Origin of the sequence: Cohnella phaseoli (assembly GCF_003386235.1) — a bacterium.
In the GTDB taxonomy this organism is placed as follows: Bacteria; Bacillota; Bacilli; order Paenibacillales; family Paenibacillaceae; genus Cohnella; species Cohnella phaseoli.
On the sequence record NZ_QRDZ01000026.1, the window covers coordinates 99,284 to 114,467 of the forward strand.

Annotated in this window: 12 protein-coding genes; 5 read left to right on the forward strand and 7 right to left on the reverse strand. The window is 53.2% G+C overall.

What is annotated here, in order from left to right; translation table 11 throughout:
* Positions 1 to 162: 162 nt before the first annotated feature.
* The 3 genes from DFP98_RS27160 to DFP98_RS27170 all read left to right on the forward strand — a co-directional run bounded on the left by DFP98_RS27160 (position 163) and on the right by DFP98_RS27170 (position 3,660).
* Positions 163 to 1,566: an MBOAT family O-acyltransferase gene (locus tag DFP98_RS27160; protein ID WP_116063777.1), complete on the forward strand. Its 1,404-nt coding sequence runs from the start codon at positions 163 to 165 to the stop codon at positions 1,564 to 1,566.
* Between the two features lie 35 nt (positions 1,567 to 1,601).
* Positions 1,602 to 2,744: a DHHW family protein gene (locus tag DFP98_RS27165; protein ID WP_116063778.1), complete on the forward strand. Its 1,143-nt coding sequence runs from the start codon at positions 1,602 to 1,604 to the stop codon at positions 2,742 to 2,744.
* 97 nt (positions 2,745 to 2,841) lie between these two features.
* Complete coding sequence (locus DFP98_RS27170; RefSeq protein ID WP_116063779.1) at positions 2,842 to 3,660, forward strand: DUF4358 domain-containing protein; 819 nt, start codon at positions 2,842 to 2,844, stop codon at positions 3,658 to 3,660.
* 411 nt (positions 3,661 to 4,071) lie between these two features.
* Here DFP98_RS27170 and DFP98_RS27175 read toward each other — a convergent pair whose 3' ends face one another.
* The gene (locus DFP98_RS27175) at positions 4,072 to 4,722 is read right to left on the reverse strand and encodes a hypothetical protein (protein WP_116063780.1); all 651 of its coding nucleotides are present in this window, start codon (positions 4,720 to 4,722) and stop codon (positions 4,072 to 4,074) included.
* Positions 4,723 to 4,914: 192 nt separating this feature from the next.
* On the opposite strand from DFP98_RS27175, the gene DFP98_RS27180 reads away from it, so the two are divergent.
* Positions 4,915 to 7,017 carry a sensor histidine kinase gene (locus DFP98_RS27180; RefSeq protein WP_116063781.1) on the forward strand — a complete coding sequence of 701 codons (2,103 nt, stop codon included), beginning with the start codon at positions 4,915 to 4,917 and terminating at the stop codon, positions 7,015 to 7,017.
* The gene (locus tag DFP98_RS27185) at positions 6,974 to 7,645 is read left to right on the forward strand and encodes a response regulator transcription factor (protein ID WP_116063782.1); all 672 of its coding nucleotides are present in this window, start codon (positions 6,974 to 6,976) and stop codon (positions 7,643 to 7,645) included. Before DFP98_RS27180 ends, DFP98_RS27185 begins: the two co-directional genes overlap by 44 nt.
* Positions 7,646 to 7,661: 16 nt before the next feature.
* On the opposite strand, the gene DFP98_RS27190 is transcribed toward DFP98_RS27185, so the two are convergent.
* The 6 genes from DFP98_RS27190 to DFP98_RS27215 all read right to left on the reverse strand — a co-directional run bounded on the left by DFP98_RS27190 (position 7,662) and on the right by DFP98_RS27215 (position 15,145).
* The gene (locus tag DFP98_RS27190) at positions 7,662 to 8,405 is read right to left on the reverse strand and encodes a helix-turn-helix transcriptional regulator (protein WP_116063783.1); all 744 of its coding nucleotides are present in this window, start codon (positions 8,403 to 8,405) and stop codon (positions 7,662 to 7,664) included.
* Positions 8,406 to 8,453: 48 nt separating this feature from the next.
* Positions 8,454 to 9,290, reverse strand: a complete 837-nt coding sequence (locus DFP98_RS27195) for a carbohydrate ABC transporter permease (protein ID WP_116063784.1) — start codon at positions 9,288 to 9,290, stop codon at positions 8,454 to 8,456.
* A gap of 4 nt (positions 9,291 to 9,294) precedes the next feature.
* Complete coding sequence (locus tag DFP98_RS27200) at positions 9,295 to 10,170, reverse strand: carbohydrate ABC transporter permease (protein WP_116063785.1); 876 nt, start codon at positions 10,168 to 10,170, stop codon at positions 9,295 to 9,297.
* Positions 10,171 to 10,238: 68 nt separating this feature from the next.
* Positions 10,239 to 11,585: an ABC transporter substrate-binding protein gene (locus tag DFP98_RS27205; RefSeq protein ID WP_116063786.1), complete on the reverse strand. Its 1,347-nt coding sequence runs from the start codon at positions 11,583 to 11,585 to the stop codon at positions 10,239 to 10,241.
* A 120-nt stretch (positions 11,586 to 11,705) separates the two neighbouring features.
* Positions 11,706 to 13,352 carry a response regulator transcription factor gene (locus tag DFP98_RS27210; protein WP_116063787.1) on the reverse strand — a complete coding sequence of 549 codons (1,647 nt, stop codon included), beginning with the start codon at positions 13,350 to 13,352 and terminating at the stop codon, positions 11,706 to 11,708.
* A 2-nt stretch (positions 13,353 to 13,354) separates the two neighbouring features.
* Entirely contained in the window at positions 13,355 to 15,145 is a 1,791-nt protein-coding gene (locus DFP98_RS27215) for a sensor histidine kinase (protein WP_116063788.1), read from the reverse strand.
* Positions 15,146 to 15,184 lie beyond the last annotated feature (39 nt).

Genomic DNA, 15,184 nt, shown 5'->3' on the forward strand with positions numbered 1-15,184 from the left:
TGCGAGTTTCGATAATCGGAACCTTAAATTAGCGTAAAATCTGGGAGAATAGTCGCATCTGTAACCTTTTGTTCGCGGCCTGCGTCTGAGGCTTTGTTGAATTCGCCTATAACCGGATTTTTTATCGTTCACTATAACTGCCGCAAGGAGACTCCTTACATCATGGTGTTCAGCAGCTTGCTATTTCTGTTTCTATTCTTGCCCGCCGTTCTGCTCCTTTATTACTGCTCCCCCGGAAAAATCCGCAATCTGGTGCTGCTCCTGACAAGCCTTGTGTTCTACGCCTGGGGAGAGCCGGTCTACATCGTCATTATGCTGATCTCCACGTTGACGGACTACGGCTTCGGTCGTCTGTTGGAACGCTCTAGCCTCGGACCGGCGCAGCGTAAAGCGGTTGTGGCCGCATCGATTGCCGTTAATCTGGCACTGCTGTCTTATTTCAAATACGCCGACTTTCTAATCGGCAACATGAACGAATGGCTGGGCACGGATATCCCGCTCACCGAGCTGGCGCTGCCGATCGGCATCTCGTTCTATACGTTCCAGTCGATGTCCTATATCGTGGATATTTACCGCGGAACGGCCAAAGCGCAGCGGAACTGGATCGACTTCGCCACCTTCGTGGCGTTGTTTCCGCAATTGGTCGCGGGGCCGATCGTCCACTACAAGTCGGTGGCAGAGCAGCTTCGCAGCCGCAAGGTCGACGTCGCTCTGTTCGCCGAAGGCGTGCGCCGCTTCGTGACCGGGTTGGCCAAGAAGGTGCTGCTCGCGAATAATATCGGACTGCTCTGGCATACGATTTCGGCCGCCGACGCCGGTACGCTGCCCGTGGCGATGGCCTGGCTGGGCATCATCGCCTTTGCGTTTCAGATTTATTTCGACTTCAGCGGATATTCGGACATGGCGATCGGTCTCGGCCTCATGTTCGGCTTCCGTTTCAACGAAAACTTCAACAAACCTTACGCCGCGCAGAGCATCACCGATTTCTGGCGCAGATGGCACATGTCGTTGAGCACCTGGTTCAGAGACTACGTCTACATTCCGCTTGGCGGCAACCGGCTCGGCTTGCGCAAGCAGCTCCGCAACATTCTCATCGTCTGGACGCTGACCGGCATCTGGCACGGCGCCAGCTGGAACTTCCTGCTCTGGGGGCTGTACTTCGGCGTTATTCTGATCTTCGAAAAATGGTTCGGCCTGTCGCTGCTTGGACGATCCCCCCGCTGGGTTCGCCATCTGTATGCCGCCGTGCTTATTCTCGTCGGCTGGGTATTATTCGCATTCGAAGAGCTGCCGAAGGCGGGACAGTATTTGCTCGCCATGTTCGGCTTGACCGGACAGCCTCTGTGGAGCGACGAGACGATGTATTTCGCTTATACGAACGCTCTCCTGCTGGTCGTGCTGGCGATTGCTTCGCTGCCTTACGGCAGGCTGCGGCAGCAGCTCGCCGGCGGTTTGGGCGGAGTCGGCTCTGTGCTGAATCTGGCCTGGTGCGGGGCGCTGTTCCTGCTGTCGGTAGCCTATTTGGTCGACGCGACCTTTAATCCTTTCCTGTATTTCCGCTTCTAAAACAAGTTTGTTCTAAATGAAGGAGGCTGTTAATCATGAAGCGGATCACCGACCGTCTGCTGATCGGATCATTCGCCGCCACGCTGTTCCTCCTGTCCGGCGCTTTCCTCGCTCGACCCGTCGAATCCTTTTCCGAGTTGGAAAACCGCTATTTGCAGAAAATGCCCCGTCTGACCTGGGACAATCTGCTATCCAAAAAATTTGCGGACGAGGCCGAGAGCTTCGTCACGGATCATTTTCCGCTCAGGGCGGATTGGATCGGCGTCAAGTCGGCGGCAGAGCGCTTAAGGCTGCAGCAGGAAAACAACAGCATTTACAAAGGCAAGGACGGATACCTGTTCGAGAAGTTTCCCGAGCCTAATTACGAGAAGGTCAAGAGCTACGTCGAAGCGGTGAAACGACTGGCCGAGAAGCATCCGGATGCCAATATTTCCTTCCTGCTGGCTCCGACCTCCATCGGGATGTACCCGGAGCGTCTGCCTTGGAAAGCGCCCAACTATCCGCAAGAGAAAGTGAACGAATACGTTGGCTCGCTTCTCGGCGACAGCGCGGACTATTTGAACGGTTTCGATTTTCTGCGGCCGCATGCCGCGGAATCGATCTATTATCGGACGGATCACCACTGGACAACCCTTGGCGCTTATTACGCCTATGTCGCCTATGCCGAGCAAATGGGTTGGACGGCTGCCGGGCTGGACGAATTTCAAATCGAGAACGTCAGCGACACTTTTCTGGGCAGCTTCCACACGCGCGGACAGTTCGGCGGTTTGAAGCCGGATGTCATCCAGAAGTTTACGTCCTTGCATCCGATCGATTCCAAAATGCACGTTGTCGACGACAATACGGATTACGACAGCTTGTATGCGGAACAGTTTCTGGCGAAGAAGGATCAGTACCCTTATTTTCTCGGAGGCGTCCACGCCTTGTCCACCATTACGAGCAAGCTCGATGCGGATCAGGCGGACCTCGATAAGCTGCTCATTGTCAAAGACTCCTACGCTCATAGCCTAATTCCATTCTTGACCAAACATGTCGCAGAGATTCATGTGATCGATATCCGCTTCTATAACGGCAGCATCGCCGGCTATATGGAGGAGAACGGAATCGACAACTCGCTTCTGCTGTTCAATACGGCTACCTTCGCCGATAACGGCGCGATTCTGAAGCTTGCCCGCTAAGCGGCGCAGCCTTCCGCAACTTGCTGCAACTTTCAAGCGGACAGGCGCGTCAGTAAAGCTGACCTACTAGAAACCAACATCAAGGAGAGTACTGACCATGAAGAAAAGCGCTATGTCATTTCTGTTAATTACCGCATTGCTAGGAAGCCTGCTGACCGCTTGCTCCGGCAACGCCGATAAAAACAATAGCACGCCGACCGCCACCAGCTCGCCGACCGCCAGCGAAAGCGTAAGCCCGAGCCCTGAATCCAGTCCGAGCGAGCAGCCCGAAGCTAGCCCGAGCGAATCTGCGCAGCCGGGAAAGACGCCGGAGCCTAGCCCAAGTCCGAGCGAATCCGCTAAGCCGGACAAGAAGCCTCAGCCTAGTCCAAGTCCGAGCGAATCCGCTAAGCCGGATAAGAAGCCTCAGCCTAGCCCGAGTCCGAGCGAATCCGCTAAGCCGGATAAGAAGCCTCAACCTAGCCCGAGTCCGAGCGAATCTGCTAAGCCGGATAAGAAGCCCGAGCCAAGCGAGAAGCCGAAGTCGCTGTCTTCCGGCGACATTGTAGACTTCATGCTGGAGCAGGTGGAGCAGCCCGTGTCGCTCGACATGAGCGCCGAACAGATGGAAGAAGCCTACGGCATCGATCCGGACATTCTTGAGAATTTTGCGGTTCGGGCGCCTTTCGTCAATATAAAGTCGAATGAGCTCGCCTTATTTAAAGTAAAGAAAGCCAAAGACGCAGCCGCCGTCAAGAAAGGCATAGAGAAACGAGCGGGAGATATTCAGAAGTCGTTCGAAAGCTATTTGCCCGACCAGTACGAAAACTCCAAAAACTACCGGGTCGTGACGCAAGGCAACTATGTGTTGTTCATCATCTCGGAAAGTGCGGACGATCTGGAGAAAGCATTTAAGGGCGCTTTGGCTCAGAAGTAACGAGATCCCGTTTCCTCTATTTGAGGCAGCACCCAACTTGTACGATTTATCATACAAATCCGGCGCCCCGACCTCTCCAATTCCGTATTTTGTATGATCTTTCATACAAACTGGACTCACAGCCCCACAAATTAGCGATATTTGTATGATTTATAGTACAAAACGAAGAGGCTGTCTCATAAGCAGAGTTGCATGATGATCGATAATCAATGAAGGTGTATATACCTCCTGTAGATTGCCTCATACGCTCCTGAAATCACCGATTAACGGGTTTACCTATTCCCATTTCAGGAGCGTATAGCATTGGAGGGAGGTATATACACCTTCACCTTGTTCATCGATTATCTTTCAGAGCAACTTTGGTGGCTTATAGGACAGCCTCTTGGAGTAACAAGCATACGATTATTTTATTCACTCCCCTTCGCTAACTGCCTCCCTTTTCTCAAAAGCCAGAATAAAGCCGTACCAGACGAAAACCGCGTATTGCAGAGGAAACAAATACTTCGTTATCGAATCGTAGGGAAGAAAAATCAGGATGACCGATACGAGCGTTGCGATGGCCGGTCCCTTCGGCAGCACCTTGGCGCGCAGCATGGAGACGCCCATCAGAATGGAACCCAACAGGATCAGCGGCATTAGAAGAATCATAAAGAAAAATCCCGGCCCTTCCGAACCGATTCGCATAACTAAATCCGACGCCTGCTTCAGCTGCTCCTCGTTCGCGACGCCGTCGAACAGGACAGGGTAATTGAAAATCTGAATCGGCGCATGCAGAAGGTCGAGGACGACAAATGCAAATATCATGCCGAAGCTGACCCACCCCCACCACTTAAGCGCGGCCGCTTGCCGCAAATACAGACCGACAAACCCCATCAGAAACATCGTGAACGATACGAGAAGTCCGATATGCGTCCAAACCGCCACATCGACGAAGTAGTCCATTTGCTGCAAACTCGCCGGAATATCCTCCAGGTGAACGTACTGAATTCCGATCGTCAGCAGACCGGAGAGCAGCAGCATCCAGCCGCTGAACCGGTAAAAACCGTAAGGCACGTATGACATTCCCGTTCAACACTCCTCTTTAATAGTGGAATTGCTTCCTTCCAATTGTCATCTTAAAATCCCTTTTATCCTGCGCACAAGGCCCGCGTTCCCGGTTCGGCCGGGAACTTCGCGGGAACGTTTTTCCCCGTGCCGCCGGGAATTTCCTATGCTATACTTTTCTTGAAATTCACTCGGAAAGGAAGCTCTGACATGCGCTTTCTGCATACGGCAAAAGCGCAATTCAGCCTCAAGGCGGGGCTGCACGCGCTTTGGTGGACGGTCGTTGCCGCTTCGTTCATCGTATCGCTCGACAGCTATATGCGAGGTTGGGGGTTTTACGATGCCGCATGCGGCGGCAGCATCTGCAACTACTTCTTCTATATGAACGAGCCTCAGCTTTCCCAGCTTGCAAGCATCGGAATCACTCCCGCTCTGTACAGCGGCGTTACCGTCGCTTTGCTGGCGCTGCATAACTTGTCCGCCTGGGCTATCGGCTTGCTTCTTTACCGGTATGGCTGGAAGGATCCCTTCTGCGTGACGGCTTCTTTACTGCTCATCGCGGTCGGCATCTACTTCAATGCAGACACAACTACCGGCGATTTCTTCGTGGTGAACATGCTTTATTCTGTGCTAAATGTAATTGGCAGCATCTACGTCGTTTTCCTGTTTCTGATTCCCGACGGTCGCTTCGTTCCTCGCTGGACAGTCATTCCCGCTGCCCTCTATCTAGTCGAGAGCGTCGTCCGCCTCTTTCCGCCGATCCATCCGTATTTGGATTGGCCGTACTGGCTGCATCACGTCTGTTTTTTGTCCCTGAACATTCTCGTTCTTTACGCGCAAGCGAAGCGCTACGCCAAGGAAGCCTCTCCGGAGAAGCGCCGCCAGCTGCGCTGGTTAATGACGGGATTAAGCTTATATAGCGTTGTGAGCCTGCTGATTCCTCTCCCGCTGTTTAACGAGCACGGCATATGGCGTTTAATCGTCCAAAACATCATGTACGCAAGCCTGCTGATTCTTCCCTTCTCCGTCGGCGTTATCGTGCTGGAAGCCCGGATACGCCATATGTCCGCCGCCTTCAACCGGACGATGGTGTACCTCGTGCTGAGCGTTTTTGGAGTCATGGCCTATGTCCTCATCGTCGGGACGTTGGGGGTGCTCGTACAAGGCGAGACTCAAACGTTCGTCGCGCTGCTCGCAACCGGGCTGATCGCCGTCATGTTCCATCCGCTCCGGGAGCTGGTGCAGAGGGAGGCGAACCGCCTCGTCTACGGGGAACGGGAAGATCCGTATGCGGTGCTGTCCAAGCTGACGGAGCAATTGGAGACTTCGCTTACGCATCGTTCCCTGCTGCCAGCCGTCGTCGCCAAAATCGCTTCCGCCCTGCGACTCCCTTTCGTCGCCATCGACGTATACGGTTCGGAAAGCATTGAGCGGCTTGCCGCCTATGGCGAACCTGGACCGCATACCAGCACCCTCGAACTGGAGGTAAGGGGGGTGCCGGTCGGCCGGCTTGTGCTTGGCGTGGAGCGGCTTCAGAATGCGATTCCGCCCGACAAGCGCTTTTTGGCCGACGATCTGGTCCGACAAGTAAGCATTGCGGTACAGACGGTTCGCTTGACCGGCGATCTTCAGCGCTCGAGGGAACGTCTGATCACCGCTCGGGAAGAAGAACGCCGACGACTGCGGCGGGACCTGCACGACGGCCTCGGCTCCTCGCTCGCCACCATGGCGCTTCGGCTGGAGGATACGGTTCAGAGCCAGGAAGAGCTTCCGGAGCGTTCGCGCAAGGCGCTGGAGACCATTCAATTGCAAATGCGGGAATCGATCGCCGATATTCGGCGGCTTGTCTACTCGCTCCGCCCTCCCGCTCTGGATGAGTTCGGATTTGCGTTTGCTTTGAAGGAGCTGATCCTGCAGTACGAGACTTCGTCTCTTCAAATTGTGCTGGAAGGGGCGGAGAGGGAAATGGATTTATCGGCGGCGGCCGAGGTCGCGGTTTATCGGATCGTACAGGAGTCGCTTACGAACGTTGCCCGGCATGCTCAGGCAAGCCGCTGCCTGATCCGGCTTTGGAAGGAAGAGGGGCATCTGAACATTCAAATTGCCGACAATGGCCGCGGAGTGCCCGCCGACTTGACGCCCGGCGTGGGCGTCCGTTCGATCCGGGAACGCGCCGAGGAGCTTGGAGGCACGATGGCGCTGCATTCGGCGTCAGGTCAGGGTACGGACATACGCGTTCGCCTGCCCGTAGAGGAGAGGAGAAAAAAAGATGACAATTACGGAGAAGGATCGTTTACGAATTTTGCTGGCTGACGATCACCCGATGTTTTGCGAAGGGCTGGTGTCGATTCTTCAGTCCGAGGAGGCATTCGAGGTCATCGGACAGGCTTCCAACGGAATTGAGGTCGTTCGAATGGCGGAGGAGCTGCAGCCGGATGTGATCTTGATGGATGTGAATATGCCCGGCAAAAACGGCATCGAAGCGACCCGGGACATTATTCTGACCTCCCCCCATATCGGCGTGCTGATCCTGACCATGTTCGAGGACGATTCGTCCGTCTTCTCGGCTATGAGGGCCGGCGCGCGAGGTTATCTGCTTAAGGGCGCGCAAAAAAAGGAAATCGTCCGGGCCATTAACGTAGTCGGGAGCGGCGAGGCGATCTTCAGCGCGGTTATCGCTCGCAAGATGATGTTTTATTTCGACGCCGTGTTGAAAAGGACGAGCGGCAACGTGCTGTTCCCTCAGTTGGCGACGCGCGAACGCGAGGTGCTCGAATGGATCGCCCGCGATATGAGCAATGCGGACATCTCCCGTCTTATGGGCCTGTCGCTCAAAACCATTCGCAACCACGTATCCAACATCCTGAGCAAGCTGCACGCGGCCGATCGGACCCATGCGATCATGCTCGCGCGCGAGGCCGGGATGGGCGGGAACGGGTGATTTCCGCGATGCCCCTTCACACCCATGGGCCTTCGACGACGGTTCTGGCACGGTACTCGCTCGGCGATACTCCGACTCGCTTTTTAAAACAAAAGCTAAAATAATGAGGATTGGCGAAGCCGACTCGCTCCGCAATCTCAAACGCCTTCAGCTCAGTCGAGCGCAGCAGCTCCATCGCCTTCTCCATTCGAATGTTCATGACATAGTGAACAAAGGTCATCTTAACCTCTTTCTTAAAGAGACTGCTGAAATATCCGCTGCTGACATGAAGCTGCGAGCATATGCGCTGAACCGAAATAGTCGGATCTCCGTAATGTTCCCTCGTATACGAAATTGCCTTCTTGATAATTTCCTTAAATGTATGCTGACGATGGCCTATCATCTGCCGCTGGACGACTAGACAAACTTCGTATAGCCAGCCCTTCACGGCCGGCAGATCATATAACCTGAATATTTCAACAATTGAAAGTTCGCCAAACCAATCGTCAAGATTGACATGAGCTTCTTTGGCCGTTTTCAGCACGGCCGCCAAAACCATAAGCAAGGAAATCTGCATTTCCTTGCGGGCTGCCGCTGGTTCCGCGAAGCTGTCGAATATATCGCCTACCGCCATTCGCAGCTCGTCCGGCGTCCCCACCTTTAAGCAGCGAACGAGCGCCTGCTCCTTCCATTCGTCGAAGTCGGAGGCGCTCCTGCCGGTTGCATCCGACTTCTCTGTCCGAACGACAGGCGCGTCCTCCACCCACAGAACTTTCCCCATCCTTGCGCCTCCTTTATCGAACGTATTTTCCTATTCCTATTCCTATTCCTATTCCTTAACCGCGCCCGCCGTAATTCCCGTAAATACATAGCGCTGCATAAACAGATACATCAGCGTTGTCGGCAGCAAAACGATTAGAATGGCCGCGGAAAGCAGCTCGTAATCGGAAGCCCGTTGACCGACAAACGTCATCAGCGAGGTCGACAACGTCTGCAAGTCTCTGGACGGCATGTACAGGTAAGGAATATACATATCGTTCATAATGTCGACCGCTTTAATGATGCCAAGCGTCACGGATGCAGGAAGCAGCAGCGGAAAGACGATTCTCGTAAAAATTTTAATGTAGGAGGCTCCGTCGATCATGGCGCTTTCGTCCAGCTGGCTCGAAATTTTCTCGATGAATTGCAAGTAGATAAAGATCTGCAGAAGATCGGTGCCTGCATAAATCAGCAGCGGGGCGCCAAGCGAATCGTACAGTCCCAGCTCCTTAATGATCTGAAACCGGGAAACCTCCGTCGTATAGAACGGAACAACCATAGCCACGACGAACATGCCCATAATCAATGCTTTGAGTCGAAAATCGAAGCGATTAAGCACATAAGCGGTCATTGCGCCCAGCACGGTGTTGAACACGACGCTGACAGCTACAAGGATCGCCGTATTCTTGAATCCGGTCAGCATGTTGCCGTTATGAAAAGCATTTTGCAAATTATCGAAATTCCACTGCTTCGGCAAGGAAAGCGGCGAGGAATCGAGCAAGTCGGCAGAGGTTTTGAAAGCCGTAAAAAAGTTAATCGCTATCGGAAACAGGACAACCGAGCTAATCGCAATAAACAACGCATAAATCAACCACCGGGGACCGTAGCGTCTGAAGATGACCGGCATGCCGTTAATCCCCCTTCCCTTTGAAAAACCTGCCCTGCATATAGCTGAATACGATAATGATGATCATCAAAATAACCGCAAGCGCCGAGGCGAGGCCGTAATTGTTGTATTTGAACGCCGTTTGTATGGTGTACACCGTAAAGGTGGAGCTGGCATTGCCGGGCCCTCCCTGAGTCATCAGGAACGGGATATCGAACACTTGCAGCGCTCCGCGGACATTCAAGAACAGTACGATCTCTACGACACGCGCGATGCCCGGGACGGTAATGTGCCGGAATTGGCCGAACGCGCTGGCCCCGTCGATTCTCGCGGCTTCGTACAGATCGCTTGGAATAGACTGCAGGCCGGCAAGGAATAACACGACATGAAGACCGCTGAATCGCCAGATCGACACGGCCACGAGCGAATAGTTAACAATCCCTTTGTCGCTGAGCCAGCTCTGAATCCAGCTCTCCAGACCGACCGCCTCCAGCAAAGCGTTGAGGGGGCCGTTGATCGGGTTGTACAGATAGCTGAACAGGTAAGCGACCGCTACTCCGTTGAGAATATAAGGAAGAAACACGATCGACCGGAAAAAGGAGCTCGCCCGGATTTTGTTATTCAGAAATACGGCAACCATAATCTCTAGCGGAATGAAGACGGCATGAATCCCGAAGTAGAGCAAATTGTTCGAGAAAGCATTCCAAACTTCCGGCCTTTGGAAGGCATCCTTGTAATGATCGAAGCCGACATAGTTATAAGTGTTGCCGATTCCGTTCCAATCGGTGAGGCTGAATTGGAACAGCTTAACCGTCGGGTACAGCAGAAACAGCAGAAGAAGCCCAACCGGAATCGCAAGGAATGAAAAAACGACGATTTTCTTCTGGATGGTATAGCTCATACGACATTCCCCTCAATCAATTGGGAGAAATCCGCTAAAGGTTTTCTCCCAATTTTGTTTACTCTCGATTACTTGGAAGCTTTCGAAGCCGCCCATTTTTTATTAAGCTCGCCAACGAAATCATCCACTTTTTTACCGGACATCATATCCTGACCCAACGCTTTAACGTCCAACTGAATGGCATTCGAAATGCGCGTATATTCTGCATCGCCAGGAATGTACGTGAACGCCTCCGCCTGGTTTTGCGCATAGAAATCCTTCAAGAACTGTACGTTGGACTGAACGCCTTCGAACGTGGAATTGAGCTGCGCTTTATCGATATACGTTTGATACACTTCAGGAGAGTAGAACCATTCCATGAATGCCTTTGCTTCCTCCTGATGCTTGCCGCTGCTTGCAATGCCATAGAAATGATCCGTGAACGTCATCAGCTTCAGCGGCTCGGACTCGCTGGCGCGATAAGGCATCGGGAACGCCGCAATATCTTCCGTGCTGCCCGTTTTTTGCTCGTAGGTCGGCAGGAACCAGAGACCGGCCGCGACCACCGCCGCTTTCTTGGAGGAGAACAGCACGGTCGCCTGATCCCAGCTAATTCCGAGCGGGTCCGTTCCGAACACTTGCGCCTGATACAGCTCTTCGATCTGCTTAAACCCTTGATAGAACGCCGTTCCTTCGCCGAACGGGTTGTCCTGCTTCGCCATGTTGCTCAAGTAGCTTTCGTCCCCGGATACGATGTGGGGAATAAACTCGTTAAACGGGTAGTCCGGCCAAGCGTCCTTGCCGCCCATCGCGTAAGGAATATACTTTCCGTTGTCCTTGATTTTGGTCAACACTTCGATGAATTGCGGCCAGGTTGTCGGCACCTTCAAGCCCAGTTCTTCGAATACGCTCGGATGATAGTAGACCAATTCGGGAAAGGAAACCGTCGGAACCGCAATGATCTTGCCGTCTACGGCGTATTTGCTTGCATATTGGTTTTTCTCCAGGAATCCCGCGCCGTCCAGCGGAATCAGCTGCTCCTTGAAATCGTTCAGCCAGTTCGGCTTGAGCTCCAAGATGTCCGGAAGCTCGTTGCCCGCAGATCGGACCTTCATCGCCTGCAAGTAGTCGCCGTCTCCTTTGAACGGCTCAAGCTCTACAGTGACATGTGGAGCAACTTGGCTGTACTCTTTGACCTTCTCTTGTAGGAACGAAATGAACTCGTTGTTGGAATCCCACATCGCCATTTTTAGCGTTACTTTCTCTTTACTGGCTTCCGGAGCAGCCGACGAAGCCTCGGTCGTCTGGCTCGGGCTCGCGCCGCTCGTCTGGCTTTCCCCCGCTCCCGCTCCGTTGTTTTTGCCGCATGCAGCCAAAATCGTAAATGCACAGAGAAGAATGACCAGTATCAGTTTGGAATACGTCTTTCTTTTCACGTTGTGACCCCCTAATTGTAATCATTCGCTGTAATCGTTTGCTGTAATCGCTTGCATCCTTATCTTATCGATTTTGGGAACGCTGTCACATGAACGAACTTGTTCTTTTCTTCTCTCTTTTTATTCTTTTCTCGCCGAAGGCGGCTCATGGCTCCGTTTCGCCTGCAGTTCCTCTCGATATTCGTGAGGCGTTTTCCCGGTCACTTTCTTAAACACCTTGCTGAAATGACCTTGATTCGGATAGCCCACCTTCTCGGCAATCTCGTACAGCTTCATGCCGCTTCCCATCATCTGAATCGCGCTTTCGATCCTTTTGCGCATGATGTATTCTACGAACGTCTCTCCCGTTTCCTTGGCGAAAACTTTGCTCAGATAGCTCTCGCTAACGTCCACGACCTCGCTGGCCATGGCCAACGAAATCGGCTCCTGCAGATGGCGCTCGATCCACCGCTTCACGATGTCTACCAGAGGAGGCGATTGCTGCGCGATTCTTCTCTTCGGATCGATGCCCTCGAACACCGATTGCACGAGCGATCTGAACCATACGTTTAGATGCGAAATTTGCTCGAACGTCTCCGTCTTTTCGGACGGTACGCTTAGCCCTTCGCCGATGTCGTCCCATGAAAGACCTTTGGCATACAGCAGGGAACCCAATTCCCACAGAAACGCTTTGTAGGGCTGAAAAACTTCGGGAGGCAGACGTCTGGAATCGGCAATCCGGTTCAGCCCGTCCTCGACAAGCGGCGCCCAGCCGTTGTTGCCGGATTCGAGCAGCTTTAAGATTTCCTGCAGCTTCCACGGTTGATCCTTCCACTCCGTTTTCCCCGTCGCTACGTCTTCTTCGAAGAAGACTCGGCCGAGCCCGTCGTGAAACCTCATCCTCGCATGCTTCTGGGCAATCGAATGCCTTCCGGTCCACGCGGCATAATGCTCGCAGGAAGGCGCAACGCCGATCGTAACGGATAGATTCACATATTCGCGCAGATGGCTGACGGCCTTCTGCAGCACTTCCGCCAGCAGGGCGCGAATCTGGTACTCGCTCATGGAATGGGGGAAGATCAGAACGGCCGCGACCTCCCAATGAGGGAGCACCGTCAGCACCGCTTGCGTCTTGTACCCTTCAAGCACCTGCTTAAAAGCGTGCACGAGAAACTTCATCTGCTCCGAATCGATCTTGTCGGCCGAGGACGCGTACGAACGATCGAGCAGCAGACTGCATAGGATGTGCCGCTGGCCCGTCAGCGATTCCAGCCATTGTCCCGCTTCCTGTTCCGTCCCTTCGGCCAAATCGGCATTCAACAGGACGGAACGATACGCCCCTTCCTTTACGCGATCCAGTCTGACGAGACTTTCCTTCTCCCTTTGCTCCCGCTGACCGATCTGCTCGTTCAAACGATCGACCGCCTTGCTTATAACGCCGCCTACATGCTCGGGCTCCATATCTTCTTTGATAATGTAGTCGTACACTCCGTATAGGAAAGCTTCGCGCACATATTCGTAATTGGAATACGCGCTCAGCACGACAACCCCGACGAGGCTCCCTTCCTCTGTATTGCGCAGCTGTCTGACAAATTCCAGTCCGGACATGATCGGCATATGAATATCGATCAGCACCAGATCGATCCGATACTGCTTAACCACGCGCAAAGCATCCTGCCCATTGGAAGATTCCGCCGCGATCTCGCAGCCGTATTGCTCCCACGGCACCATCTCCCGCAAAGCCAATCTGTAGATCGGCTCGTCGTCTACAATGAGAACACGCAGCATATTCAACTCTCCTCCTGCAAAATCGGCATTAGAACGGCAATCGTTGTACCGTCCTCCAGCTTGCTCTCGATATGAAGGCCATACGACAGGCCGTAATTCAAACGCAATCTGTCGTTCACATTCCGCAAGCCGATGCCGCTGAAGCCCTCGCGTCCCTGCTCCGCGCCATCTTCTAGCATCTTGCTCAGCACCTCCGGTTGCATCCCCCGCCCGTTGTCGCGGACCGTGAAGCGGCAGCTTTTGTCGTCCTCGATTCGTCCGGCGATCTGAATCCGTCCCCTCGTTTCACGTTCATGTACGCCATGCACAATCGCATTCTCCACAATCGGCTGAAGCAGCATCTTCAAAATAGGCAGCTTCTCCATTCGCGGATCGATATCGAATTCGACGTCGAACTGGTCTCCATACCGTATTTTCATAATCTGAATATAGTAATCCAGCAGCTTCATTTCCTCCGCTACGGTGCTGTACATGCCCCCGCGATTAAATGCGGCGGAGAGCAGCCGCGTCAGCGCTTCCGTCATCTTCTGGATGTTGCTTGCTTTCGATATGCTGGCCATCAGCTTGATCGTATTCAACGTATTCAGCAAAAAATGAGGATTGATCTGCGACTGCAGCGCGGAAATCTCCGCAAGCCTCTTCTGATTTTCCTTCTGCTCGATTTGTCTGATCAAATCCTTCAGTTGTCCGATCATTTCATTAAACGTCGTGCCGAGCACGTAAATTTCGACAGGGCCCGAAGCTTCGATCTTCGCCTTGAGATTGCCCGCTTTAACGGAGGCCATCTGATTGATCAGCGAGCCGATCGGTTTCACGATGCTGCGAACAATCAGATAGGACACCAGCAGAAACACGACAAGCCCCAGCGCGGAAGCCAAAATCAGCTTGCGATACACATCGTTGACCTGCTTGAGCATTCTGTCGTAGGAGTAAACCTGAATGTAATGTCTGTCCCAATCTGAAAGCGTATGAATGATAAACGATTCCTGACCGTTAATCTCCTGGACGTAATGACTTTCTCCTTCCTTCCACGCCCTCTGAAGATAGCTCAGCCCTCCGATGCCCTTGGACATAACCTCCGTTTCGCTGGATACGACGACCGACCCATAGGGGTCCACGACAAAGCTGGGACCTGCGTCGGTCGCGTTGGTATGCAGCAGATCGGCGATTTTGCGGGCATGAAAGACGAAATAAATCATCTCGACATTGTAGAAGGCCGAACTGAAGCTTGGCGCGATCGCCGCGGTTATGAAGTTGCCCCCATCCGGAAACACAGCGCCGCTGGCTTCCGCGCCCATAATGTATACTTTATTTTTATCGGAGAGCACCTCTTGGTACCAAGTCATCTTGCGAAGCTCCGAATCTTCGACGTTGAGCTCCTGCTTATAGATTGCCATTCCCGAATCGTTATAGAAAAACATAACCGAAACCAAGTCCGGCGTATAATGAAAATAACTGTACAGCTTGGACTCCAGCTGGCGGCGCGTTTCGAGCAGCTGCTGGCTTCCGTCGGAATGCCGGGTCAACGACGCATACTCGATCACTTGGCTGTCATTGGCAATCGTCGCTACCGTATTTTTCATCAGATTCAACTGCCCCTCGACGGTGTAGGATACCTGCTCCACCGTCTGCATCGCACGCGACGTCGCATTCTCTATCAAAATCGAGTTGAAAGAACGGACGGAATAAGTCGTCACCAAAAAAATCGGAAGCGTGATCAGCAAAATGAACGATCCTGTCAGTATGCTTGAAATGTTCCAGCGTCTTTTCTTCCGCCCCTGTATCCGGTTCACTGCATGCTCTCCCTCGTCCTTTAAGCTAGTGTTCTTATT

What these genes read in the sequence shown, in the direction of transcription:
- DFP98_RS27160 (WP_116063777.1), top strand. Translation starts at nt 163, where the DNA reads ATGGTGTTCAGCAGCTTGCTATTTCTGTTTCTATTCTTGCCCGCCGTT.
- DFP98_RS27165 (WP_116063778.1), top strand. Translation starts at nt 1,602, where the DNA reads ATGAAGCGGATCACCGACCGTCTGCTGATCGGATCATTCGCCGCCACG.
- DFP98_RS27170 (WP_116063779.1), top strand. Translation starts at nt 2,842, where the DNA reads ATGAAGAAAAGCGCTATGTCATTTCTGTTAATTACCGCATTGCTAGGA.
- DFP98_RS27175 (WP_116063780.1), bottom strand. Translation starts at nt 4,722, where the DNA reads ATGTCATACGTGCCTTACGGTTTTTACCGGTTCAGCGGCTGGATGCTG.
- DFP98_RS27180 (WP_116063781.1), top strand. Translation starts at nt 4,915, where the DNA reads ATGCGCTTTCTGCATACGGCAAAAGCGCAATTCAGCCTCAAGGCGGGG.
- DFP98_RS27185 (WP_116063782.1), top strand. Translation starts at nt 6,974, where the DNA reads ATGACAATTACGGAGAAGGATCGTTTACGAATTTTGCTGGCTGACGAT.
- DFP98_RS27190 (WP_116063783.1), bottom strand. Translation starts at nt 8,405, where the DNA reads ATGGGGAAAGTTCTGTGGGTGGAGGACGCGCCTGTCGTTCGGACAGAG.
- DFP98_RS27195 (WP_116063784.1), bottom strand. Translation starts at nt 9,290, where the DNA reads ATGCCGGTCATCTTCAGACGCTACGGTCCCCGGTGGTTGATTTATGCG.
- DFP98_RS27200 (WP_116063785.1), bottom strand. Translation starts at nt 10,170, where the DNA reads ATGAGCTATACCATCCAGAAGAAAATCGTCGTTTTTTCATTCCTTGCG.
- DFP98_RS27210 (WP_116063787.1), bottom strand. Translation starts at nt 13,352, where the DNA reads ATGCTGCGTGTTCTCATTGTAGACGACGAGCCGATCTACAGATTGGCT.